The sequence below is a fragment of the Micromonospora costi genome, from assembly GCF_003626655.1.
Lineage (GTDB): Bacteria > Actinomycetota > Actinomycetes > Mycobacteriales > Micromonosporaceae > Micromonospora > Micromonospora costi.
Map to the genome: position 1 here is coordinate 1,107,667 of NZ_RBAN01000002.1, position 23,254 is coordinate 1,130,920.

Sequence of the window (23,254 nt, forward strand, 5' to 3'; positions counted from 1 at the left end):
CGCGGGATCGATAGCACCGGCGGCGCGGGCATGGGCATGGCTGGTGGGGGTATCAGCGGAAGATGAGGGCGAGTTTCCGGCTCGGCCGGGTCGCGGGTGTACCTGTCGGGGTCAACTGGAGCGTCCTGGTCATCTTCGCGTTGATCTGGTGGGGGCTGTCGGCCAGCCAGTTCCCCCGCGCGTACCCCGACCGCCCGGGCGGGCTCTACGTCCTGTCCGGCCTGGTCGCCGCCGTGGTGTTCTTCCTCGGCCTGCTGGCCCACGAGGTGTCCCACGCCATCGTGGCCAAACGTAACGGGCTGGAGGTCGGCGGCATCACGCTGTGGCTCTTCGGCGGGGTGGCCGAGCTGCGCGGCGAGGCGAAGGATCCCGGGGCGGAGCTGCGCATCGCGGGCATCGGCCCGCTCGTGAGCTTCTGCATCGGCCTCGTCTTCGGGGCGTTCGCCATCATCCTCGCGCAGGTCGGGTACCGCGGCCTGCTGCTCGGCGTGCTGGCCTGGCTGGCCGGCATCAACATCCTGCTGGCCGTGTTCAACGTGCTGCCGGCCGCCCCGCTCGACGGCGGGCGGCTGCTGCGGGCTGCGGTGTGGAAGTGGACCGGCGACCGGACGCGGGCCACGGTGGTGTCGGCCCGCGCCGGCTGGGTGCTCGGCGCCGTCCTCATCGCGCTCGGCCTCTGGCAGTTCATCGCGGGCCGGGGCGTCGGCGGGCTGTGGCTCGCGCTGATCGGCTGGTTCCTCATCGGCGCGGCGGGCATGGAGGAACGGCAGGCTCGCATGGGCAGCGCGCTGCGCGACGTCCGGGTCGCCGACGTGATGACCCCGCAGCCGCAGACCGCCTCGGCGGATCTGACGGTCGCGGACTTCGTGGACCGCTACCTCTTCGCCTACCGGCACTCGGCGCTGCCGCTGACCGAGGGCGGGCGGCCGGTCGGCCTGGTCACCCTGGACCGGGTCCGCGGTGTGCCGGCGGACCGCCGGGACGCCACCACGCTGGCCGAGGTGGCCTGCCGGGAGGACCAGCTGGTGCTGGCCAGGCCGGACGAGCAGCTGAACGAGCTGCTACCCCGGCTCAACGAGTGCGCCGACGGCCGGGCCCTCGTGGTGACCGACGGCAACCTCGTCGGCATCGTGTCGCCGAGCGACATCAGCCGGGCCGTACAGCGCGGCAGCATGCGCGACCAGCTCGCCGGCCGGCGCTGACCGCCGCCCGCCGGGACCGCGGGCCGAACGGGCCGACGCCCGCCGGGACCGCGGGCCGAACGGGCCGACGCCCGCCAGGACAGCAGGCCAGGGCCGGCGCCCGCCGGGACCGCACGCCGGACGGGCCGGCGTCCCAAGGACGTCCGGGCCACGGACCGGTCAGCGCGGGAAGTACCGGTCGAGCAGCTCGGTGCGGAACGTTCCGGCCGGGTCGAGGCGGGTCAGCAGGGCCGCGAAGTCGGCGTACCGGGGGTGGGCGGCGGCCACCCGTTCCGGCGCGAGCCCGAACACCTTGCCCCAGTGCGGGCGCGGCGCGAACGGCGCGAGCCGCTCCTCGACGGCGGCCACCACCGGCAGCACCGCGGCGGCGTCGTCGCTCCAGGTGAAGTGGACGGCGAGGCTGTCGCGGTCGTAGTTCGGGCTGAGCCAGAGCCGGTCGGCCGCCACGGTGCGCAGTTCGCAGATCTGGAGCACCGGGGCGATCAGGTGCGCCACCGGATCCAGCGCGGCGAGCACCTCGGCCGCGGCCTCTCGGGGCACGTGGTATTCCGACTGGAGCTCGTCGCCGCTGCTCGGGGTGAAACCGAGCCGGAAGTGCGGCAGCCGCTCGTGCCAGGGCCCGGGCACACCGAGCTGCGCCGTGCAGTTCTCCGCCGGCATGCCGGGCACCGGGTGGCAGGCCGTGACGGCCGCCGTCGTACCCAGCCAGCCGGGCGGCGGCGCGGCCTGGTCGGCCCGCTGCTTGCGCCACACCTGCTCGATGCGGGGCGAGCGCCAGTCGGTGAAGAGGCTGACGCTGTACGCCGAGCCGAACGCGGCGTCCAATTCCTCGCGGGGCAGGCGGAGGTGGACGTACTGCCGGACGTCGAACGTGGGTACAAGGTCGAGCGTGACCCGGGTGACCACCCCGAGCGCGCCGAGGCCGACGACCATCCCGGCGAAGGTGTCCCCGTCGGTGTCGCGGTCGACCCGCAGCAGCTCGCCGTCGGCGGTGACCAGTTCCAGCCCGGCGACGGCGGTGGCCAGGTTGCCGTTGGCCACGCCGGAGCCGTGGGTGCCCGTGGCGACCGCTCCGGCCACCGAGATGTGCGGCAGGGAGGCGAGGTTGGCCAGGGCGTACCCCTCGGCGTGCACGCGTGTGGCCACGTCCCCGTAGCGCAGGGCGGCGGCCACCGTGACGGTCCGCCGCTCCGGGTCGATGGTGATCTCCGGTGGCAGCCCGGCCAGGCTCACGAGGTCCCCGGTGGTGTCGCCCAGCCGGTTGAAGGAGTGGCCGGTGCCGACGACCCGGAGCCGGTCACTGCCGGCGACCAGCCGCCGCAGCTCGTCGACGCTGGTGGGCCGGTGGAACCGGCGGGCCGCGTAGCGGACGTTGCCGGCCCAGTTCCGGCGGGGCACGTCGTGGCCCGGGGTCGCAGCGTCGGCGCCGGCCACAGGCCCGGACGCCGTCGCATCGGCGCCGGCCAGAGGTCCGGACGCCGTCGCATCGGCGTCCGCCGGAGCAGAGGACGCCGGTGCGGCGGGGTCGGTGCGCTGGTCGGCGGTGGTCACGTCGTCGGCTCCCGGTGGGTCGAGGTGTCGTCGGCGAGGGCCGTGCTGAGCCCGTGCAGCGCCTCGTCGACCTGCGCCACGGCGAAGCCACGCCCGGCGACCGGCAGCCCGGCCGCCAGGGCCTGTTCGATCTCGTCCCGCGCCGCCTGCCGCGCGCCGGCGTCACCCCAGGCCAGGGCCTCCTGGCCACGCCGGACGAGCTGGTCGACGCGGTCCATCCGGTAGCCGCGCAGGGCGACGGTGAACTCCTCGACCCCGAACGCGGCCCGCCGGCGGCCGAGCACGTCGACGAACCGGTCGCCCGCGTACCGGGTCAGCGCGGCGGCGATCTCCTCGGGCTTCTCCCGCACCTGGTCAAGATCGAGCAGTTCGGCGGCCGGCCGCCCGTCGATCGGGTGCCGGGCGGTCGTCGGCAGGCCGAGGGCGCCACCCGGAGCGGGTACGAGCAGCAGTCGCGGCGTGGCGGGCCGGTCCCCGGACACCGGTGGCGAGTCGAGCACCAGCGCGCCGACCTCCGTCCACGGGATCGTCCGGCGCAGCCCCGGTCGCCGTACGTCCAGACCGTCAGGGCCGATGGCGAACCGGAACGGCCGCACCGCGCCGAGCAGCACCGCCCCGCCCAGGACGATGACGCCGATCGCGACGACGTTGCGCAACGCGGACTCCCTGCTGGGCATCGCCAGCAGGACCACGCCCCCCAGTACGCAGACCAGGGGCAGCACGAGCGACCCCCGGTTCCGGCGCAGTTCCACGTCGTGACCCCCGATCCGATTCGTGGACGTCGGTGTAGCGCATCCTCCGACAACACGCAAGCGGCGCGCACCGGTCGTTCGGGCACGATTGGCACCGGCATCGGGGGGAACCCTACGCCCATGAGCAGCTATCGAGATCCGGCACCGCGCGGCGACGTGTTCCCCTCCGAGGAGGAGATCGACCCTACGGGCACCGGCGTGGAGCCGGCCGACGTGGCGGCGTACCCCTCGTCGCCCGGGCCCCGGCCGACCCCGGCCCCGCCGCCGGCGCCGACACCCGTGCCGACGCCCGGCCCGCCGCCCCGCCCGCCGCGGATGGTCGGCCCGGCCCGCTGACTGGGCCGGGCCACCGCGGAGGGTCAGACCTTCGGCAGCACCTCGGCCGCCACCAGCTCGATGTGGTCGAGGTCGGCCAGGTCGAGCACCTGGAGGTAGAGCCGCTGGGCGCCGACGGCCGCGTACTCGCCGATCTTCTCGATGATCTCTCCAGGCGTGCCGGCCAGGCCGTTGGCGCGCAGTTCCTCGGGTTCCCGGCCGATCGCGGCGGCCCGCCGGGCCACCTCGGCATCGTCCCGGCCGCAGCAGAGCACCAGCGCGTTGGACCAGCACAGCTGCGCCGGGTCACGCCCGATCTCGGCGCACGCGGCGCGCACCCGGTCGAACTGGGCGGCGGAGTCCGCCACCGAGGCGAACGGGAGGTTGAACTCGTCGGCGTACCGGGCCGCGAGCTGCGGGGTGCGCCGCTTGCCCATGCCGCCGAGCAGGATCGGCGGGTGCGGGTCCTGCACCGGCTTGGGCAGCGCCGGCGAGTCGGTCACCGGGTAGTAGCGGCCCGGGTGGTCGTACGTCTCGCCGCGCGGCGTCCGCCAGAGGCCGGTGATGACGGCCAGCTGCTCCTCGAGCCGGTCGAACCGTTCCGCGAGGGACGGGAACGGGATGCCGTACGCCGTGTGCTCCTCGGCGAACCAGCCGGTGCCGATGCCCAGCTCCACCCGGCCGCCGCTCATCTGGTCGACCTGGGCCACGGTGATCGCGAGCGGCCCGGGCAGCCGGAAGGTGGCGGCGGTCATCAGCGTGCCGAGCCGGATTCGGCTCGTGTCGCGGGCCAGGCCGGCCAGGGTCGTCCACGCGTCGGTGGGCCCGGGCTCACCGCTCACCCCGCCCATCTTCAGGTAGTGGTCGGAGCGGAAGAACGCGCCGTAGCCGGCGTCCTCCGCGCAGCGGGCCACGGCGAGGATTTCGTCGTAGGTGGCGCCCTGCTGGGGTTCGGTGAAGATCCGCAGTTCCATGCCCCGAGCATATGAAGCCCGCCGGGGTGCCGGCCGGGCGACCGTGGGCGCCCCTGGAGGTGTTGATATGCCTTGACAGGCATATGCCTCGCGAGGCATGTTGACGAGGTGACCGCCGACGTCTTCACCGTCCTCGCCGAGCCCACCCGGCGCCGGATCCTCGACCACCTCCGCCTGGGCGAGCGCAGTGTCGGCGACCTGGTCGACACGCTCGGCGTCAGCCAGCCGGCGGTCTCCAAACACCTGCGGGTCCTCCGCGAGTCCGGGTTCGTGACCTGCCGCACGGCCGCCCAGCAGCGGATCTACCGGATCGACGTGCGCCCGCTGCGGGCCGTCGACGGCTGGCTCGACCCGTACCGGCAGCTCTGGACCCGGCACCTGGACGCCCTCGAACGGCACCTCGACAGTCAGGAGCAGTGATGGACCGCGACGCGTACCGCCCGAGCCCGACGGCGGAGGTGGCCTGCGAGACCACCGACGGGCACGCCACCCTCGTCTTCGTACGCGACCTGCGGCACCCACCGGCCACGGTCTGGGCGGCGCTGACCGACCCGGCCCGGCTGGCCGAGTGGGCGCCGTTCCTCGCCGACCGGGATCTCGGCTCGCCCGGGGCCGCCGTGCTCACCATGCTCGACGGCGACACGCGCGAGGACCAGCCGGCCACGGTACGCCGGGCCGAGCCGCCGCACCTTCTCGAATACACCTGGGGTGACGACCTGCTGCGGTGGGAACTGACGTCGACCGCCGGCGGCACCCGGCTCACCCTGCGGCACACCACCACCGACCCGACCGTCGTGCCGATGGTCACCGCCGGCTGGCACATCTGCCTCGACGTGGCCGCCCGCCTGCTCGACGGCGACCCGGTCGGCCCGATCCGCGGCATGGAGGCGATGGACTTCGGCTGGGCGGAGCTGCGCGACGCGTACGCCCGGCGCCTCGGCCTCGGCTGAGCCTCAGAGCTGGCCCAGCCCGGCCTGGCGGGCCCGCTGGATGGCCTGGCTCCGGTCGGCCACCTGCAGCTTCGTGAGCACGTTGGAGAGGTGGTTGCGGACGGTCTTCGGGCTCAGCGTCAGCCGGCGGGCGATGACCACGTTGCTCAGCCCCTGGGCGACCAGGTCGAGCACCTCCCGCTCCCGGTCGGTCAGCTCGGGGAAGGGCACCGGCCCGGCCGTCCGCGGGCCGGCCAGGAAACTCACGGCGCGGCTGGCCACCACCGGGCCGAGCAGCACCTCGCCGTTGGCGACCGCCCGTACGGCCCGCTCCACCTCGGCCGGCGCCGCGCCCTTGAGCAGGTAGCCGCGGGCGCCGGCCCGCAGCGCCGCGAAGATCGAGTCGTCGTCGTCCAGCATGGTCACCACGAGCACCCCGACGTCCGGGTGCCGCCCGACGATCTCGCGGGTCGCCTCCACACCGGAGCGTCCGCCCAGGTGCAGATCCATGATCATGACGTCGGGGCGTACCGTCTCGGCGACCCGCAGCGCGGCGTCGGCGTCCGCGGCCTCCCCGACCACCCGCAGGCCCGCCGTCGACGACAGCAGCGCGGTCATGCCCAGCCGGAACACGGGGTGATCGTCCACCACCGCCACCCGGATCTCCTCGGTCGCCGATCGTCACGACGCCACCACCGCCGGAGCGGCGGGCTGCGGGTCGCCGGCCGACGTGGGCAGGACGCACCGCTCGGCCGGTACGCGCACGGTGACCGTGGTGCCCCCCGTCGGTCCCGGCCCGATCCGGCAGGTGCCGCCGATCCCCTCGGCGCGTTCGCGCATGGAGAGCATGCCGATCCCGCTCGGCACACCGGACGGGATGCCGCTGCCGTCGTCGCCGACGCCCACGGTCAGGCCGGACTCGTCCCGCTGCACCGTGATCCGGCAGGTCCGCGCGCCCGAGTGCCGGTACGCGTTGGCGAGCGCCTCGGCGACGATCCCGTAGACGGCGGTCGCCACCGGCTCCGGCAGCGGCAGCGGCGACGCCGCCACCCGCACGTCGAGCCCGGACGGCGCGTACCGCTGGGCGAGTTCGTGCAGCGCGGGCGCCAGGCCGCGTTCGCCGAGCACCGGCGGGAGCAGCCCGCGGGCCAGGTCGCGGACCTGTTCGACGCCCTGGTCCAGCTCGTCGCGCAACCGGTCGAGCAGCTGCCCCGCCGCGGCCGGGTCGGCGGTGAGCAGGTTCCGCGCGGCCTGGAGGCCGAGCGCCACGCCCGCGAGCGCCGGGCCGAGACCGTCGTGCAGATCGCGGCGGAGCTTGCGCCGCTCCGAGTCGCGTGCCTCGGCCAGCCGGGCCCGGGAGGCGACCAGCGCACGGCTCGTCGCCGCGAGGCTCGCCGCCGAGGAGACCACCGGCACCAGGTCGACCAGCGCGGCGCGGGTCCGCCCGTCGAGCCGCTCCCCCGCCCGGGCCCAGGCCGTGAGCCGGCCGACCTCCCGCCCGCCCCGGCGGAGCGGCAGCACGAGCGGCCTCCCCATCGGCCCGGCCGACGCGTGGTACGCGGTGCACGGCTCCGGCCCGTCCACCACGATCCCGCAGGCGCCCAGGCGCAGCAGGTCGGTGAGGCTCTGCGCCACCCCGGTCAGCACGTCGGTGGCGTCCTCCGCGGCGCTGATCCGGTGCCCCACCCCGCGGACGACGCCGAGCGGTTCGGCCGCCGCGCCGTGGATGAGCCGGTCCACCCAGCGCTGCACCCGGATCCGGCCGGGCTGCACGCCGACCGCCACCAGCGCGGTGACGAGCACACCGGGCAGCGCCGGGGTGGCCGGCAGCAGCGCGTCGAGCACCGACACCCCCAGCACGTACGCGGCGACCAGCAGGAACGTCATGAGGAACCAGACCAGGGTGCGGCGCACGGCGATCTCGATGCCCCAGAGCCGCTGCCGGAGCACGACGGCCAGGACGGCGGCCGGGAAGAACGCCTGCGAGGCGAGCATGGCCGCCGGTGCCAGCCAGTCGGCCAGGTGCGTGGCCGACTCGGCGGGCAGCGCGACCGGGGCGAAGCTCAGCGCGAGCAGCGCGGTGCCGACGGCCAGCCAGCCCAGCCCGACCCGCTCGGCGGCCGGCCCGGTACGCCACCGCCACGCCACACCGACCGCCGCGGCCAGCCCGAGCAGTGGCACCGCGGCGACCAGCACCGGCTGGACGTGCACGATGAGGTCGGCCCAGGCGGCGGAGCGGATCGGCAGCGGCGCGCCCACGCCCGCGGCCGGCCCCGGCCAGGTGAGCTGGAACAGCTCGAAGGCCGCGACGACCAGCGCGCCGGTGAGCACCGCGGCCCGGGCCGGCCACGGCAGCCGGCCCTCCCGGACCAGCCACGGCAGGACGACGATGAGCGAGAGCATGCCGGGCGCCCACGCCCAGTACTGCGCCGAGGTGAGCAGCACCGGGTCGGGCAGCCCGGGGTGCACCGCGAGCAGGTCGACGTACTGGGCGCCGAGGGCGCTGAGGCCACCCCCGATCCCGGTGGCGGCGAGCAGCCACGCCACCGGGTGCGCCCGGCGCAGCAGGATCAGCCAGGCCACCGTGCCGTACACGGCGCAGTCGGTGAAGTCGACCAGGAAGTACAACTGGGACAGCCCCCACGGCCGGCGGGCGGCCACCCAGCAGATCGCGGTGGCGAGGACGAAGAGCGCGCACGCGACGAGGACGGACCAGGCGGCGGCGGGGTGGCGGTGGTCGCCGCCGGCCGCCGCCCGGTCCACGGCGTCCCGCGCGCCCGGCTGAGGTGGCATGCCCGGAATCCTGGCAGCCGGGCGGTCAGTTGCCGATCCTCCGACGCTCCAGCGCGAATGTCAGTCCGGCGACAGTCGCCCACAGGCCACCCGGCACCAGCGCGAGGTACTGCAGCGGCACCAGCTGGGTGGCCGCCACCAGCAGCGCCATGAGCAGGCTGAACACCGCGAACCACCGGCTCACGGCACGGCGCCGCAGTCCGGCGACGGCCACCGCGGCGGCGGTCAACCCGGTCCCGGCCCACACCCACGCGAACGTGTTGTACCCGGCCGCCAGGCCCGCCACCGTGTCCGGATCGGTCTCGTCGACGTGCAGCAGGCTGAAGTACAGCTCGGTGGCGACGCCGCCGCCCACGAGCAGCAGCGCCGCGGTCAGCAGCAGGCCCACGGCGGCCAGGTCGGGCACGAGGCTGCCGGCGGGCTCCCGCCCGGCCAGCCGCCGCCGCAGGCCCGCCGCGAACACGGCCAGGCATCCGGCGGCCAGGCTCGTCACGATCTGGTACGCCCACACCCAGCCCTCGTTGCCGTCCAGCGAGGCGATGTAGCGGGCGTTGTCCACGAACAGGGCCCGGTCGGCCTCGGTGGCGGCCACCGTCACGAAGAGCCCGACCAGGCCGCCCAGCCCGCCGACCGCGCCGGCGAGGGCCCAGGCGCGTCGGCGGGGCACGTCGGCCGCCTGGGCGGCCGGGATCGAACTGGCGTCGACGGAGACGGCCATGTGTACCTCCTCGGGTGGTGGCGCCGCCGCGTCTCGGCGGCGCCCTGCCGCCGAGCCTCACCGTCCCGGTGTCCCGACCGCATGGTGCGCGACGTCCCGAGCTGCCGGGCGCCCGCGGCCCCGGCCGATCCGGTGACGTCGCCTCCGCCTCGGGTGTCCCGGCCGGACGGTGCCGATGTCCCTGGTGGTCGGGTCACCGCGCGCGCCACGGTTGTCCCGAGCCGCACCGCGCCCGGCCGTGGGAGCGGGCGGGCCACCGAGCGCGAGGAGGAGCCGATGGAGGACCAGCACCGGGACCGGCTGATCGGGGCCGCGACGGACCTCGCACCGGAACTGTCCCGCCGGGCCGAGGAGATCGAGGCGGCCCGGGGCATCCCCGCCGACCTGCTGGACGACCTGCGGGCGGCGGGTTTCTGGCGGATGTTCGTGCCGCGCGCTCACGGCGGTCACGAGGCGGACCTGCGCACCGGGCTGCGCGTGCTGGAGGCCCTGGCCCGGGCGGACGGCTCCACCGGGTGGACCGTGATGATCGGGTCGGAGACGCCGCACCTGCTCGCGATGCTTCCGCGCGAGCGGTTCGACAAGCTCTACGCCGACGGGCCGGACGTGGTGGTCGCCGGCGGATTCGCACCGCAGGGGCGGGCCGAACTCGCCGACGGCGGCTTCCAGGTCACCGGGCGGTGGGGGTACGCGAGCGGCAGCCGGCACGCCGACCTCGTCTTCGGCAACTGCGTGCTGACCGGGGACGGGGAGCCGCTGCCCGGGCCGGCCGGCGGCGCCCCGGAGCTGCGCTCGATGCTCTTCCCGGCCGACCGGGTCACCGTGCACGACACCTGGCACGCGCTCGGCCTGCGCGGCACCGGCAGCCACGACGTCGAGGTGTCCGACGCGTTCTGCCCGGCGGAGGACAGCTTCGACCTGTTCACCGGGGCTCCCTGCGTGCCGGGGCCGGGGTTCGTCGCGCCGCTGGTCCACTTCGTCCTGCACCTCGGTGCGGTGGCGGTGGGCATCGCGCAGGGCGCGCTGGACGACATGGTCGCGTTGCTCGGCGGCGGGCGGCAGCGGCTCTACGCCCGGCAGTCACTGGCCGACTCCCCCGCGTTCCGGACACAGCTCGGCCGGGCCGACCTGGACGTACGGGCCGCCCGCGCGCTCGTGCACGACCTGGCCGACGAGCTGTGGGCGGTCTGCGCCACCGACCCGGCCGCCGTCGCGGGGCTGCACCCGCGCATCTCGGCCACGCTGCCCTGGGTGACCGAGCGGACCGCCGCCGCGGTGGACACCTGCTACCGGGCCGCCGGAGGTGGGGCGTCGCGGGACGGCTCGCCACTGCAACGACGGTTCCGGGACATCCACACGTTCAGCCAGCACGCGGCGGCGGCCGAGGGCTGGCTGGGCAACAACGGCGCCCGCCTGCTCGGCCGGCCGGTCGAGCTGGCGTACTGAGCTCCCGCCCGCGGGCACCGGGGGGTTGCCCGCGGGCGGGCAGGGGGCGGCCGGCCGGCCGGGGCACCACGGCCGGCCGGCCCCCGTCGGGGTCCGGCCCGGTCAGACGTACGGGCGGGTGGCGTAGGCGGACTTCAGCGCCGACAGCCCGGTCGCCTTCGGCGACAGCGTGCCCCACCCCGAGTTGAAGTAGTTGGTCCGCACGATCCGCGGTCCCCGCTCGGCGTTGAGGGCCGCGATCGCCGCCGGCACGGTGGCGATCCAGGCGGCCTGGTTCGGGATCTCGGCCACCCGTACCCCCCACTCGGCGATGATCACCGGCCGGGAGAGCGCGACGGGGCCCAGGTCGGCGACCGCCCAGTCCTTCGTACGCCGGAAACGGTCCAGTGCCGTGTGGCTGGCGCTGGTCGCGTAGACGTTCCACTGGAGGTGGTCGAGCCGCGCCATCAGCGACTCCGGGTGGGTGCGCTGGTAGCACGCCCGGTCGAAGCCGCCGAGGCCGATCGAGAAGGTGGTGCCGGCGGGCAGGGTGCGCGCCCGGAACCAGTTCACGATGTACGTAACCGCCTGCACGGCCCGGGCGTCGGACTCGGCCCAGGTGTACGTCTTCCCCGCCTCGGTGGTGCCGAACTCGTGGTCGGTGTCCAGCTCGGAGGCGAGCTGGATGTTCACGGGGACGCCCATGGTGCGGTACTGCGACAGGGCCCGCGCCAGCAGCCCGTCGCACTGCCCGGCGATGACCTGCCCGTACCCGTACGCCTTGGGCCAGGTGGTCCCGGGCCGCTGTTGGATGGTCATCGCGGGCGCCGGCACGGTGTACGACGTGCCGTCCACCGTGAAGCTCTGTGGGCCGTCGGCCGCGCCGTAGTGCTTCAGCTCCAGCACCATGTTCAGCGCGATCCCCGACCTGCCGAGGCTGGTGAGCCACGGTTTCTGGTAGCCGGGGAAGGTGTAGCCGTCGGCGAGGCTGCGGTACTGGGTGAGCGAGCGGACGTTGAGGCCCGCGATGTCGGCCGTCGGGTCGGCGTTGCCGGAGAGGTAGTAGCCGCCGAGCACCGGCGGGGCGACGGTGTAGTCGGCGCTGGTCGTGGCGGTGCGCCCACCCGAGTCGCGCACCGTGACGGTCACCCGGGGCATCACGCCACCGCCCGGTAGACGGCCACCGCGCCGTTGTCCGACAACCGGGTCCAGGCGCGGCCGGAGTCGTCGGTGACGGTGACGGAGACGGGGTCGATGACCGCCGCGACGCGTACCGGCGGGCTGCTGTTGCCCTGGGCGTCGCTGATCACGATGGTGACGGTCAGCGGTCGGGTGTCGGTGTCGCCGTAGGTGACGGTGAGGGTCATCGGGTCACCCGGCGAGTAGGTCGACGCGTTCAGGGATGCGGTCGCGGTGGGAGCGGCCATGCCGGCCCCTCCTCTCTTCCTCGTGCCGGCCGGCCGGTTCGTGGCCGGCGGGCCGGCGGGCTGTGGTCGGTTGCGGCAACGGGTCGGCCGTTGCGGCACCGCGTCGTCGACGACCGGGCCGCCGGGTGCGCCGGTGCGCCGGCGGCGGATCTCGGGGTACGGCGAGCGAGGTCCTGGCCGGACGGCCGTGGTGGACGACCGGATGTGGCGGCGCCGGAGGCTGGTGACGTCGGTGTCGTGCGGCGCGGTCCCGGCCGCCCGGGACGGTGTCCACCGGGCGCGACCTCGGGCGCGGACGGGCCGGCGTTGCGCCACGCCGGGACCACCGCGGTGACGGGGCCGGGCCCTTGTGCGGGCGGCGCCGGCGGGGACGCTGCCGTCCCCGCCGGGCCGGAGACCGGGATGTGGCCCGCCACCCCAACGCCTCTCACCTGCTACAACAGTGCGACGTGAAGGGCGCCGGCGTCCTGTCAGCTATCCGACGATGTGCCGAATTGCCGGTATCAACGCGTGCGTGCCGCGCATTCGGGGCGTCGTGGCCCGGCAGTGTGCGCCGTGTCAGCCGAGGTGCTCAGCGGGCGGGGTCCGCAGAAGCCAGGCCAACGGCATTCTCGGGGCCCGTCGCTGAGGCCGGCCACGCCGACCGGGCACGCGGTGTCGAGGAGGGCGGCCGGGCCGGCGGTCGCGGCCCTCGGTGGGTGGCGTCAGTCGGCGGCGGTGCCGCGTACGGCCCAGGCACGGGCGGTGAGCCGGATCGACCCGTCCGGCCCGGCCGGGATCCGGGCGGCCAGCAGGTCCCGCAGCGCGGCCCGGTGCGGCTCGGGCAGCGCCATCAGGTAGGCCGGCGCCGCGCCCTGCCCGCCCAGGAACGGGGCCCAGTAGTCGTCGAAGCCGGCGAAGTCGGTGGGCACCTCGACGGGCCGCACCGTCACCGCCCGCAGGCCCGCGTCGGTCCAGAGCGTTCCGAGGCCGTCGGGCGAGCAGACCGGGAACCGGAGAGCCTCGTCCAGCTCAGACGCGAACGGGTCCAGTTCCACGGCCGCGTCCCAGAAGTGCCGCATCATCGCCATGCCCTCGGCGTAGTCCCACACGTACGCGGCGACGGTCCCGCCGGGCCGGACGACCCGGGCGAACTCGGCCGCGGCGCGCGCCGGCTCGGGCACGAAGTTGACGGCCAGGCCGCTCACCACGACGTCGACGCTGCGGTCCGGCAGCGGCAGGGCCCGGGCGTCGCCGACCTGGAACGCCGCTCGCGGGTCGCCGACCCGCTCCCGAGCGGCGGCCACGAAGCCGTGGGACGCGTCGACGCCGGCGATCTGTTCCGGGTCGGCCACGGCGAGGACAGTCGACGTGAGGGCGCCGGTGCCGCAGCCCACGTCCAGCCAGCGCCGCCCGGGCGGCACACCGAGCCAGCGGACGAAGTCCTCCGCCACCAGGCGGCTCCACCGGCCCACGTACGTCTCGTACGCCTGTCCGTCGGCCCAGACCTCGCGCGTCATGCCGGAACGATACGCCCCCTGACTGGGCATGACGATGGCCCGAGACGGCCGGCAGGCCCGGCAGCCGGCAGGCCCGGCAGCCGGCAGGCCCGGCGGCCGGCAGGTCCGGCAGCCGGCAGGTTTAGCGGCCCGGCTCCCGGGCAGACGCTACGGGCTGTCCGTCGCGTCGGCGGCCGGCCCGTCGCGCTGCGCCCGGTTCCGGCAGCGCGACCGGCGTCGAGAACGTGTCGGAGACAGCGATGAGCGATCCCCGTCCCGCTGACCACGCGGTCGAGGCGAGCGTGACCATTGACCGGCCGGTCAGGGACGTCTTCGCCTTCTACCGCGACTTCGAGAACCTGCCTCGCTTCTTGGGCGACGTGATGGTCGTCGAACGGACCGGCCCGGCGACGTTCCGGTGGACGATCCAGGGGCCGCTCGGCCTCCGGTTGAGGTCCAGCATCAGGGTGACCGAGGAGCGTACGAACGAGCTGATCCGCTACGAGACGACCGCCGCGCCCGCACTGAGAGGTCAGTGGGTGGTGCGTTTCGCGCCGGCGTCCGGCCCCGGCCGGACCGAGGTGCACGAGACGCTGACGACTCCGTTCGGCAGGCTGGGCCTCGCCGCGCTGGCCCTGATGGGGAAGCCGCCCGCCGCGGAGACGGCCGCGAACCTGCGCCGGCTGAAGCAGCTCCTGGAGACGGGCGAGGTCACCGACACCGACCACGCGGTCGCGGGCAAGTTCGGCCGGGGCGCCCCTGGGCGTTGACCTCGCCGTCGTCGGCTCCCGGCTAGGATCGCCTACCCATGGAACCGAGCGCGGCGGACATGATGGTCGCCGTCCCGTCCGGGCAGGTCACGCTGTCGGACCGACGGACGCAACGCAGGTGGTCGGTCGACGTGGCGGCGTACCACCTCGCGGTGTGGCCGGTCACCCGCGCGCAGTACGCGGAGGTCACCGGCGAGCGGTCGGGCACGGGCCCCGGGGACCGGTCGCCGGCCGTGGAGGTCTCCTGGTGGGACGCCGTCCGGTACTGCAACGCCCGCTCCCGGTGGGAGGGGTTGGCGCCCGCGTACCGGCTGCACCCCGACGGCGAGGAGGTCGAGTGGGACCGGTCCGCCGACGGGTACCGGCTGCCGAGCGAGGCCGAGTGGGAGTACGCGTGCCGCGCCGGGACGGCGGGCCCGCGGTACGGGCCGCTCGACGACATCGCCTGGTACCGGGGCAACTCGCACGAGCGGATCCACGACGTGGGCGGCAAGCAGCCCAACCCCTGGGGCCTGTACGACATGCTCGGCAACGCGTGGGAGTGGTGCTGGGACATCTACGACGCCGAGGTCTACGGCACCTACCGGGTGCTGCGCGGCGGCGGGTGGTTCGACGAGCAGTGGAGCTGCCGCGCGTCGGTGCGGCGGCGTAGCCACCCGACGCTCCAGCTCGACGACGTGGGGTTCCGGATCGCCCGTTCGCACGTGTCCGGAACGTGAGCGGTGGCCGAGGAGCTGGTGACGGTTGCCGCCGTCCGCGGCCTGGTCGCCGCCGCGGCCGGGTCGGCGGTGGGCGTGTCCGCGGTGGAGCGCCTCAGGGGTGGCTCGAAGAAGGGTGTCTTCCGTCTACGGCTCACCGACGGCACGTCCCTGGTGCTCTATCTCTGGCACGACCGTGAGAACTGGTGGAGCACGGTGGGCGAGGCCGGCGCGGACCTCTTCTCCGATGCCAGCGGCCGTACGCTGTTCCGGCAGGCGCACGAGCAGCTCACGGCCCTCGGCGTACCGGTTCCGGAGGTGCTGCTCCTCGGCGATGCCGGCACGTACCTGCCCGCCGACGTGGCCCTGGTCCAGGACGTCCGGGGCCCGTCCCTCGGCGACCTGCTCGGCACCGACCCGGCTGCTGCGGCACCCGCGCTCCTCGCGCTGCGGGAGGCGCTGGGCCGGATGAGGGCGGCGTCGCGCCCGACGTACGGCCGGGTCGGCGCCCCGAGCGGCGTCGAGACCCCCGACTTCCCTGCCGTGGTGCTGGCGCGTGCCCTGCGACACGTCCGCTCCGCCGCAGGTCGTGACGCTCGCATTGCCGCGGCGGCCGACCGCCTGGTGGACGCCCTGCACGCTCGCGCCGCCCCGATCCGGTCGCGCGGCGGCTACAGCCTCGTGCACGGCGAGCTGGGCCCGGACCACGTCCGCCTCGACGACCGCGGCCTCCCCGTGCTCATCGACATCGAAGGCCTGATGTGGGCCGACGTGGAGTGGGAGCACGCCTTCCTGGAACTGCGGTTCGGCCAGCACTACGCCGCCCTCCGGGCCGTCGACCTCGACGAGACCCGCCTGCGGCTGTACCGACTCGCGCTGTCCATCTCGCTGGTGGAGGGGCCGCTCCGGCTGCTGGAGACCGGCTTCCCGGACGCCGACGCCATGCGACGGATCGCCGAGCACAACCTGCGCCGCGCTCTCGCGGCCGTCACGTGACCCCTTTTCTCGGCGGCGATCCGGTCTAATGGGAGCCATGGTGCTGCGCCGGCTGCCGGCCGTCCTTCCCCTCGCCGCGGCGGCGCTCGTGATCCTCGCCGCGCTGGCCCCCGGCTGGCTCGCCGCGCGGCGTGACACACCTCCCGCGGAGGTGGTCCCCAGCCGGGTGCGGGACCCGTGGCTCTGGCAGGCGACCGTCGGTCAACACCCCGTCGGCCCCGCCTCGGTGCTGTTCTTCACCGACCACACCCGCTACTTCGAGTCCACCGGTGTGGTTGTCGGGCGGGACGGCGGCTACCGGCTGCTGCCGATCAACATGGCCGAGCCGCACGGGCTGCTCTCCCCCGACGGCCGCTGGTATCTGCGCCCCGGCACGGGCAGCCTCGTCGACCTGCGGGCGGGTGAGGAGCGGACAACGCACCGGCCGGGCCTGCAGCCGATGGCCTGGTCTCCGGACGGGCGGCGGGTCGTCGCCAGCCAGAGCAACGACGACGCCGTGATCACGTACGGCCCGGACAACCAACCGGTCAACGACCCGTCGAAGCCGGACGACCTGCTCACCGTCGACCCGTGGAGCGGCGCGGAACGGGTGGTGCCGGTCGGCACCTTCGCGAGCCACAGCGCGGCGGCCTGGTCACCCGACGGGTCGCTGCTCGCCGTGGCGGGTCCGGCGGATCCCGCCGCCGAGGTCGCCGCACAGGAACGACTCGTGGTGGCCGACCCGGCCGGGGGCGGGGTGCGCTGGCAGGTCGAGCTGGGCGAGCGGCGGCAGCTCGCGGGCCGCGCCGCCTGGCACCCCGACGGCCGGCGGATAGCCCTGCTGGCGTACGACGGCTGCGTCGTCACGCGCTGCGCCGACACCGCCGAGCTGCTCCGTCGCTCGTGGCGCATCGAGTTCCTCGACGCGGCCACCGGCCGCCAGATCGGTGAGCCGATTCCGGTCCCCGGCTCGGCCGTGGAGCTGGTCGCCTGGCGCGACGGGGACCCGGTGGTGGAGCGGCAGACGCCGGAGGCGGACCATCGGCGGCGGCAGACCGTGCTCGCCGCAGTGTCCGCGGCCCGGGAGCAGGTGCTGCTCACCGCCCCGGAGGGCGTCAGCGACCTGGAGGTGCCCGGCGACCTGCTGGCCCGGGCCGCGTTCGGGGGTCCGCAGACGCGTCCGTCCCCGTTCGCCGCGCCCGCCTGGTTGTACGCCGCGATCGCCGTACCGCTGCTGCTGGCCGCCCTGGCGCTGATCCGTCGGCGTCGCCGCCGCGCCGGCTCACGGTGACCCCGCCCCCGACCGACCCGCTCCCGAGGTGGCGGTCTGGAACAGCGCCGCCGTCGACCTGAGGTGGGCGACCAGCTCCGCCGGGCCGGTGACCTCGAACGGCAGCCCGATCGACGCCAGCCGGAGCGCATGCCATTCGCCGGTGTCCGGCGGCGCGAGCCACCGGCAGGTCCCGTCCGGCTGGTCGGTCAGCGTCCCGGGCGGCGGCCCGCCGAGGCGGTCCACCACTGCGGCGGCCGGTGCGTGGATCACCACGTCGGCCGGATAGGCCGGCGCCATCTGCATGGCCCGGCTGGCCAGGAAGGCGGCCGCGTCCCCGCCGGGTACGTCCCTCGTGGTCGCCCGGGCACCGGTCGCGGCGACGTCCGTGACCCGGTCCAGCCGGAACGTCCGCCAGTCGTCGCGGTCGAGGTCGAAGGCGAGCAGGTACCAGCGCCGGCCGGCCGTCACGAGGGCGCGCGGCTCGACGTGCCGGCCCTCGTCCCGGTACCGGAAGCGCAGCCGCTCGTGGTTGGCGATCGTGGCCGCGGCGACGACCAGCGCGTCGGGGTCCACCGGCTCCGCGGCAAGCGAGAACGGGTGCGCCACCGTGGAGGTGGCCAGCGTGTCGACCCTGCGGCGCAGCCGGGCCGGCAGGACCTGGAGCAGCTTGCCCATCGCGCGTACCGCCGCCTCGTCCACCCCGGCCACCGCCTGCGCCGCCGCGGTACGCAGCCCGATCGCCACGGCGACCGCCTCGTCGTCCTCGAGCAGCAGCGGCGGCATCGCCGTGCCGGCCGTCAACCGGTACCCGCCCCACCCGCCCTGCTCGGCGTGCACCGGGTAGCCCAGCTCGCGCAGCCGGTCGATGTCGCGCCGCACGGTCCGGCCGGACACCCCCAGCCGCTCCGCCAGTTCGCTTCCCGGCCACAGCCGGGGTGTCTGCAGCAGCGACAGCAGGGACAGCAGTCGGGCGCGCGCGTCGGACATGGCGGCCATTCTGCCCGGTGACTAGGACGGAAACTGACCTATAGGGAACCTACAGTGCGCGCAGTCCGCTACGAAACAAGGGAGATTCACCATGAGCAGCATCGCGCCCGCCGGGTACACGACCGTCGCGCCGTGGATCGTCACGCCCGACACCGGGCAGTTGCTGGACTTCGTCACCGCGGTGTTCGACGGGGTCGAGCACGGGCGGGTACGGCTGGAGGACGGCACCATCGGCCACGCCGAGATCCGCGTCGGCGACACCGTCCTGCTCGCCTTCGACCAGCGGCCGGACTGGCCCGCCATGCCGTCACTGCTGCGGGTCTTCGTCCCCGACGCGGACGCCGCGACCGAACGGGCGGTCGCCGCCGGAGCCCGCGTGGTCACCGCGCCGGCCACCCACGCCTTCGGCCAGCGGGGCGGCCGGGTCCGTGACCCGTTCGGCAACATCTGGTGGATCAGCGCGGTGGTCGAGGACGTCGCGCCCGAGGTGGGGATGCGGCGGCTCGCCGAACCGCGGTACGCCGAAGCGATGCGCGACGCCCAGGAGACGTTGGACCGGGAACTGAGCGGGCGTACCGACAGCGTCGTCAGCCGCCCGCTCATCGGCTGAGCCTGGCTCCCGCCCACCTGGCGCGTGGTCCGTGGGGCGGGAGCTGGCTCCGGCATGCTTTGCTGGCTGGTCATGGAGCTCGACATCGAGGTCGACGGCGTACGGCTTCCGGCGACTCTGGACCTTCCAGCGGGTTCCATCCGCGGTGCGGTGGTCGTCCTGCACGGCGCCCAGGCCGGGGACCGCTCGTACTTCTGCTATGCCCACCTTGCCCAGCTCCTGCCCCGCGCCGGTGTCGCGGTGCTGCGCTTCGACCGCAGGCCGCGCCGCGACGGCCAGGATGTCCCCCTGACCCGGCAGGCCGACGACGCCGCCGCAGCCGTCGCCTGCCTGCGCCGGTACGTCGGCGATGCGCCGATCGGGCTGTGGGGCTGGAGCCAGGGTGCCTGGGCGGCCCCACTGACCGCCGCCCGCAACCCCGACCAGGTCGCGTTCCTGATCCTCGTCTCGTCCAGCGGAGTCAGCCCGGCGGCGCAGATGCGCTACGGGACGGCCGAGCAGCTTCGCCGTCACGGCTTCACCGAGGCGGACATCGCCGAGCTCCTCGACGTCCGTGCCGCCATGGAGGACTACCAGCGGGGGCGCCTCGATCGGGACGTCGCCCAGCGCGTGGTGGACGGCGTCGCCGGGCGGGCCTGGTTCCCGCTGGCATGGGTGCCTCGCCAGCTTGCTCCTCATCCCGGCACCTGGGCGGACATGGACGTCGATCCGGAGTCGATGTTCGCCCAGGTGTCCTGCCCCGTACTGCTGTTCTACGGCGCCACCGACGCCTGGGTGCCCGTCGACGCCAGCATCGCCGCCTGGCGGCGCGCAACGGCCGCCGCCGGTACGCCCGTGAGCGTCTGCCGGCTCGCCGGGTGCGACCACCTGCCCACCCTCCACGAAGGTGAAGACCTGGCCAGTATCAGCGAGCAGTACAGCTCCGAGCTGCTGGGCTGGCTCAACTCCCACCTGGGCACCCACGCCGCGACGTGACCCACCGCCCGGGGCTTAGAGTCACGCGATGAACGTGGAGCAGGTTCAGCAGGCGTACGGGTCAGTCGCGGATCTCTACATCGAGTTGTTCGGTGCCAGCCGGCACGTGCCCGCCGACGACCTGGCCCTCATCGGGCGCCATCTGTCGGACCGGCCCGGAACGGTGCTCGACCTGGGCTGCGGGCCCGGCCACATCACCGGGTACCTCCGCTCCCTGGGCGCCGACGCGAGGGGAATCGACGTGGTTCCCGAGTTCATCGCCCACGCCAGGGCCACCCACCCGAGCGTCGAGTTCCAGCTCGGCTCGATGGACGACCTCGACGTCGCGGACCACTCGGTCGCCGGCATCCTGTCCTACTACTCGCTGATCCACCTGCCACCGGAGGATCTTGACGGTGTCCTGGCCGAGTTCCGGCGAGTGATGGCCCCGGCCGGGAGGTTGGTGGTCGGCTTCTTCGAGGGCGACGAGGTTTCCGCCTTCGACCACAAGGTCGTGACGGCCTATCGCTGGCCCGTCGACGAACTGTCCAAACGGCTGGCCCGCGCGGGCTTCACGGAGGTCGAGCGTCTCCAGCGGCCCGGCGATGGCACCCAGCGGGCGCAGGCGGCCATCGCCGCGATCGCCGCGGACGTGTGAGCGGAGCCGGAGAGGGAGTGGAACCGGATCCTCAGGACGCGCGACCACCTGCGTTTCGCGTGAGAGACACTCGTCGCCGATGCCCCGAATGTCGTGGTGCCGCGCGGATTCCCGGCATGGTGAAGACCACCGGCATGGGTAAGGGGATGGGAAGCGTCCACGGGCCTTGCCCCACCTGCGATGGTGTCGGCTACCTGGCCGAAGAGTCGCTCTGTCAGCCGTAGTCACGCTCACAAGACACGTAGAGGGAAAGAACCACCAGTCGGCCAGACGCCACAAGAGCCTGGTCACCAGAGGACAGCTTCCAGAGGTCAAACGGATCACGGTCGCGCTGGTAGCTGTACACCACCACGCGGCAGCTACCGCTCGCCTCGCTGGCTCCCTCACCCTCCAACAGCTCGTTCCAGGGCGGTGAATAGGACCCGTCAGAGGGCCGAAAGGTGAGCGCGGGGCCTGAGAAGACCTGGGCCGGATCCGTGTCGCTGGGGCCGATATAGAAGTACTCCAGGTTGCAGTTGCAGTTCCCCTGGCCGCCCTCACCCACTCGGCGGTACGCGGGGTCCACCTGCACCTGGCTCAGATACTCGCGGGCATGATCTGGGCCGTCCGGTAGCAGTAGCGCCAGCGCCCTCAGGCAGCCGAGCAGCCCCACCACCAGGAAGCCAGCCGTAGCGCAGGCAATGGCGATCCAGACCCGTTTGCGTCGGCCCATCAGGGTCGCGCGTCGTACTCGGCTCGGGCCTGAAACACGCGATCCATGTGCGCCTCTGCCCATGTCTTGATCGCGACCATCACCGGGAACAGGTCGTGGCCGAGCGGGGTGAGCGCGTAGTCGACGCGGGCCGGCACCGACGCGGTCACGGTACGGGTGAGCAGACCATCGCGTTCCAGTGTGCGCAGGGTCTGGGTGAGCATCTTCTGGCTGACGCCGGCGATGCGGCGGGCGAGCTCGCTGTGCCGCTGCGGGCCGTCGGCGAGCGCCGCGATCACCAGTGCCGCCCACTTGTCGGTGAGTGTGCTCAGCAACTCCCGGGTCGGGCAGCTCGCCAAAAACGCGTCATAGTCGCGTTTGGCCTGCTCCCGTCGTTGTCCGGCGGTCGTCGTCGCCATGGTCCGCCACCTCCCGGTGCCCTAGGCACTTCCAGGTACCTACTTACCCACGGTGCCCGAGGATACCTACCGTCATGACGACCATGACGTCCAGCGGGAGGCACGGCGATGCGCGCAGTCAGATATGCACAGTTCGGAGGGCCCGAGGTTCTGCACGTGGCGGCGGACCTGCCGGTGCCGCAGCCGGGGCCGGGGCAGGTACGAGTACGGGTCGCCGCGTCCGTCGTACACCCGGTTGATCTCATGATTCGCGCCGGTCGATTCCCGGCGCCACTGCCGGCCGGGCTGCCGTACGTACCCGGCTGGGACGTAGCCGGCAGGGTCGACGCGGTGGGTCCGTCCGTCGGAGGGTTCGCTGTCGACGACGAGGTCATCGGCTTCTCACCCTGGCTGCGCACCACCGTCGGTACCCACGCGGAGTATGCGGTTCTGGAGGCCGCGTGGCTGACCGCCGCGCCCGCCGGCATTCCCGCCGGCGAGGCCGCGACCCTGCCGACCAACGGCCTCGCCGCCGCCCAGGCCCTCGACCTGCTCGCGCTCCCGGCCGGCTCGTCCGTGCTCGTCACCGGTGCCGCGGGGCAGGTCGGCGGGTTCACCCTGGCGCTGGCCCGAGTCGCCGGCCTGCACGCCACAGGAGTAGCGGGGGCCGACGACCGCGCGTTCGTCGAGTCGCAGGGTGCGACGTTCGTGCCACGCGCGGACGGTCCGATCCCGGTAGCGCCGGGCGGCTTCGACGCGGTTGTCGACCTGGCCGTGATCGGCCCCTCACTGTTGGAACTGGTCCGGGACGGCGGCGGCTACGTGGCCGCCTCACCCCCGCTGCGCCCGGAGCCGGTGCGAGGAATCCGGACGTTCGCGCTGGACGTGCTGCCGGACGGTGCTCGGCTAGGCGAGCTGGTGACACTGGCAGAAAGCGGTGACATCCCGCTACGGATCGCCGGTGTGTACTCCTTCGCCGACGCGGCAGCGGCCCACAACCGGCTCGCCCAGGGCGGCGTGCGGGGCGGCGTGGTGATCGTTCCCTGATCTGCCGCACTGGTCACGCCTCACCACGCACACTCCTGCCGCGACGAGGTGTCTGGCGTACGAGAGGGTCACCTGCCCATCGGATAACGTGCCCTGTGCCCGTCATCGATCTGGATGCGCCGGTCCGCCCTCCGTCGCCGCGCAGGACGACGAACCCGCGGCTCGTGGCGGTGCTGGCGATCCTGGGGCTCGGCTGCCTCAGCGGTGAGCCGGTGAACCCGCCGCAGCTTGCCCCCGAGATGCGGTGCGAGTCGTGGCAGGAATCCATCGCGGGTGAGGCGGGCCCGGCCACCACTCCGGTAGGAGATGCCCCACCAGGGGCAACCGCGGGGGCGGACATTGTGGCAGTTGTGGATGGTCAAACCGGATGCGCGGTTTCCGTGCAGCGGTGGCGTGAACCGGAGTTGCGTGTCCAGCTCGGTAACCACGACCTGCTCGCCATCGTCAAGTCGGGCGGCGAACGCGAACGGCGCCGCTGGACGGTGCTGGTGTCGGGCACGCCGCTGGGCGAGGAACTCGTGCGGTGGGACGGCGACGACCTGGACGCCGGGCTGGCGCGGGTGACGGACACGCTTCGGGAGCGGATCCCGGGACATCCCGACTGAGCTACGGCCTGGGGGTTGAAAGAG

Annotated in this window: 26 protein-coding genes; 14 read left to right on the plus strand and 12 right to left on the minus strand. The window is 74.3% G+C overall.

Features of this window, described 5'->3' with window-relative positions; all coding sequences use genetic code 11:
* The first annotated feature begins 62 nt into the window (after positions 1–62).
* Positions 63–1,202, plus strand: a complete 1,140-nt coding sequence (locus tag D7193_RS16185; protein WP_120780270.1) for a site-2 protease family protein — start codon at positions 63–65, stop codon at positions 1,200–1,202.
* Between the two features lie 159 nt (positions 1,203–1,361).
* Here the strand turns inward: D7193_RS16185 and D7193_RS16190 are convergent, their stop codons facing one another.
* Together D7193_RS16190 and D7193_RS16195 are read right to left on the minus strand one after the other, a co-directional pair.
* Positions 1,362–2,600, minus strand: a complete 1,239-nt coding sequence (locus tag D7193_RS16190) for an FAD-binding protein (RefSeq protein WP_120780431.1) — start codon at positions 2,598–2,600, stop codon at positions 1,362–1,364.
* A gap of 149 nt (positions 2,601–2,749) precedes the next feature.
* Positions 2,750–3,505, minus strand: coding sequence for a hypothetical protein (locus D7193_RS16195; RefSeq protein WP_120780271.1), 756 nt, complete (start codon positions 3,503–3,505; stop codon positions 2,750–2,752).
* Between the two features lie 120 nt (positions 3,506–3,625).
* Here D7193_RS16195 and D7193_RS16200 point away from each other — a divergent pair, with 120 nt between their 5' ends.
* On the plus strand, positions 3,626–3,841 hold the full coding sequence (locus D7193_RS16200; RefSeq protein WP_241562994.1) for a hypothetical protein: 216 nt from the start codon (positions 3,626–3,628) through the stop codon (positions 3,839–3,841).
* 23 nt (positions 3,842–3,864) lie between these two features.
* On the opposite strand, the gene D7193_RS16205 is transcribed toward D7193_RS16200, so the two are convergent.
* Positions 3,865–4,794: an LLM class F420-dependent oxidoreductase gene (locus D7193_RS16205; RefSeq protein WP_120780272.1), complete on the minus strand. Its 930-nt coding sequence runs from the start codon at positions 4,792–4,794 to the stop codon at positions 3,865–3,867.
* Between the two features lie 108 nt (positions 4,795–4,902).
* On the opposite strand from D7193_RS16205, the gene D7193_RS16210 reads away from it, so the two are divergent.
* Together D7193_RS16210 and D7193_RS16215 are read left to right on the plus strand one after the other, a co-directional pair.
* On the plus strand, positions 4,903–5,214 hold the full coding sequence (locus D7193_RS16210; RefSeq protein WP_120780273.1) for an ArsR/SmtB family transcription factor: 312 nt from the start codon (positions 4,903–4,905) through the stop codon (positions 5,212–5,214).
* The gene (locus D7193_RS16215) at positions 5,214–5,744 is read left to right on the plus strand and encodes an SRPBCC family protein (RefSeq protein ID WP_120780274.1); all 531 of its coding nucleotides are present in this window, start codon (positions 5,214–5,216) and stop codon (positions 5,742–5,744) included. The genes D7193_RS16210 and D7193_RS16215 overlap by 1 nt, the downstream gene beginning before the upstream one ends.
* Positions 5,745–5,747: 3 nt before the next feature.
* Here the strand turns inward: D7193_RS16215 and D7193_RS16220 are convergent, their stop codons facing one another.
* From D7193_RS16220 to D7193_RS16230, 3 genes are read right to left on the minus strand one after another with little or no spacing between them, the layout of a single operon-like run.
* Positions 5,748–6,380, minus strand: a complete 633-nt coding sequence (locus D7193_RS16220) for a response regulator (RefSeq protein ID WP_241562995.1) — start codon at positions 6,378–6,380, stop codon at positions 5,748–5,750.
* A 24-nt stretch (positions 6,381–6,404) separates the two neighbouring features.
* Entirely contained in the window at positions 6,405–8,516 is a 2,112-nt protein-coding gene (locus tag D7193_RS16225) for a sensor histidine kinase (RefSeq protein ID WP_120780276.1), read from the minus strand.
* Positions 8,517–8,541: 25 nt separating this feature from the next.
* Positions 8,542–9,234, minus strand: coding sequence for a hypothetical protein (locus D7193_RS16230; RefSeq protein WP_120780277.1), 693 nt, complete (start codon positions 9,232–9,234; stop codon positions 8,542–8,544).
* A gap of 276 nt (positions 9,235–9,510) precedes the next feature.
* Between D7193_RS16230 and D7193_RS16235 the strand changes: the two genes are divergently transcribed.
* Positions 9,511–10,680 (plus strand): acyl-CoA dehydrogenase family protein, encoded by a 1,170-nt coding sequence (locus D7193_RS16235; protein WP_120780278.1) that lies wholly within the window; start codon positions 9,511–9,513, stop codon positions 10,678–10,680.
* A 102-nt stretch (positions 10,681–10,782) separates the two neighbouring features.
* Here D7193_RS16235 and D7193_RS16240 read toward each other — a convergent pair whose 3' ends face one another.
* The 3 genes from D7193_RS16240 to D7193_RS16250 all read right to left on the minus strand — a co-directional run bounded on the left by D7193_RS16240 (position 10,783) and on the right by D7193_RS16250 (position 13,585).
* Positions 10,783–11,817, minus strand: coding sequence for a hypothetical protein (locus D7193_RS16240; protein WP_120780279.1), 1,035 nt, complete (start codon positions 11,815–11,817; stop codon positions 10,783–10,785).
* Positions 11,817–12,086 carry a hypothetical protein gene (locus D7193_RS16245; RefSeq protein WP_120780432.1) on the minus strand — a complete coding sequence of 90 codons (270 nt, stop codon included), beginning with the start codon at positions 12,084–12,086 and terminating at the stop codon, positions 11,817–11,819. The genes D7193_RS16240 and D7193_RS16245 overlap by 1 nt, the downstream gene beginning before the upstream one ends.
* Before the next feature lie 704 nt (positions 12,087–12,790).
* On the minus strand, positions 12,791–13,585 hold the full coding sequence (locus tag D7193_RS16250; protein WP_241562996.1) for a class I SAM-dependent methyltransferase: 795 nt from the start codon (positions 13,583–13,585) through the stop codon (positions 12,791–12,793).
* A 239-nt stretch (positions 13,586–13,824) separates the two neighbouring features.
* On the opposite strand from D7193_RS16250, the gene D7193_RS16255 reads away from it, so the two are divergent.
* From D7193_RS16255 to D7193_RS16270, 4 genes are read left to right on the plus strand one after another with little or no spacing between them, the layout of a single operon-like run.
* Entirely contained in the window at positions 13,825–14,334 is a 510-nt protein-coding gene (locus D7193_RS16255) for an SRPBCC family protein (RefSeq protein WP_120780281.1), read from the plus strand.
* Positions 14,335–14,372: 38 nt separating this feature from the next.
* Positions 14,373–15,053: a formylglycine-generating enzyme family protein gene (locus D7193_RS16260; protein ID WP_120780282.1), complete on the plus strand. Its 681-nt coding sequence runs from the start codon at positions 14,373–14,375 to the stop codon at positions 15,051–15,053.
* Positions 15,054–15,056: 3 nt separating this feature from the next.
* Positions 15,057–16,028, plus strand: a complete 972-nt coding sequence (locus D7193_RS16265) for a phosphotransferase family protein (RefSeq protein ID WP_241562997.1) — start codon at positions 15,057–15,059, stop codon at positions 16,026–16,028.
* Positions 16,029–16,065: 37 nt separating this feature from the next.
* The gene (locus D7193_RS16270; protein ID WP_120780283.1) at positions 16,066–17,298 is read left to right on the plus strand and encodes a TolB family protein; all 1,233 of its coding nucleotides are present in this window, start codon (positions 16,066–16,068) and stop codon (positions 17,296–17,298) included.
* Here D7193_RS16270 and D7193_RS16275 read toward each other — a convergent pair.
* On the minus strand, positions 17,290–18,267 hold the full coding sequence (locus tag D7193_RS16275) for a helix-turn-helix transcriptional regulator (protein WP_120780434.1): 978 nt from the start codon (positions 18,265–18,267) through the stop codon (positions 17,290–17,292). The two genes, D7193_RS16270 and D7193_RS16275, sit on opposite strands and share 9 nt — an antisense overlap.
* Before the next feature lie 91 nt (positions 18,268–18,358).
* Between D7193_RS16275 and D7193_RS16280 the strand changes: the two genes are divergently transcribed.
* The 3 genes from D7193_RS16280 to D7193_RS16290 all read left to right on the plus strand — a co-directional run bounded on the left by D7193_RS16280 (position 18,359) and on the right by D7193_RS16290 (position 20,489).
* On the plus strand, positions 18,359–18,877 hold the full coding sequence (locus tag D7193_RS16280) for a VOC family protein (RefSeq protein WP_120780284.1): 519 nt from the start codon (positions 18,359–18,361) through the stop codon (positions 18,875–18,877).
* Between the two features lie 72 nt (positions 18,878–18,949).
* A complete protein-coding gene (locus D7193_RS16285) occupies positions 18,950–19,852 on the plus strand; it encodes an alpha/beta hydrolase family protein (protein WP_120780285.1) in 903 nt (300 codons plus the stop codon).
* A gap of 28 nt (positions 19,853–19,880) precedes the next feature.
* Positions 19,881–20,489, plus strand: a complete 609-nt coding sequence (locus D7193_RS16290; protein ID WP_120780286.1) for a class I SAM-dependent methyltransferase — start codon at positions 19,881–19,883, stop codon at positions 20,487–20,489.
* Positions 20,490–20,703: 214 nt separating this feature from the next.
* Here the strand turns inward: D7193_RS16290 and D7193_RS16295 are convergent, their stop codons facing one another.
* Positions 20,704–21,201 carry a hypothetical protein gene (locus D7193_RS16295; protein WP_120780287.1) on the minus strand — a complete coding sequence of 166 codons (498 nt, stop codon included), beginning with the start codon at positions 21,199–21,201 and terminating at the stop codon, positions 20,704–20,706.
* Positions 21,201–21,599: a winged helix-turn-helix transcriptional regulator gene (locus D7193_RS16300; RefSeq protein ID WP_120780288.1), complete on the minus strand. Its 399-nt coding sequence runs from the start codon at positions 21,597–21,599 to the stop codon at positions 21,201–21,203. The genes D7193_RS16295 and D7193_RS16300 overlap by 1 nt, the downstream gene beginning before the upstream one ends.
* Before the next feature lie 108 nt (positions 21,600–21,707).
* Between D7193_RS16300 and D7193_RS16305 the strand changes: the two genes are divergently transcribed.
* Together D7193_RS16305 and D7193_RS33265 are read left to right on the plus strand one after the other, a co-directional pair.
* On the plus strand, positions 21,708–22,625 hold the full coding sequence (locus D7193_RS16305; RefSeq protein ID WP_120780289.1) for an NADP-dependent oxidoreductase: 918 nt from the start codon (positions 21,708–21,710) through the stop codon (positions 22,623–22,625).
* 95 nt (positions 22,626–22,720) lie between these two features.
* Positions 22,721–23,230: a hypothetical protein gene (locus tag D7193_RS33265; RefSeq protein WP_147434416.1), complete on the plus strand. Its 510-nt coding sequence runs from the start codon at positions 22,721–22,723 to the stop codon at positions 23,228–23,230.
* Positions 23,231–23,254: the final 24 nt, after the last annotated feature.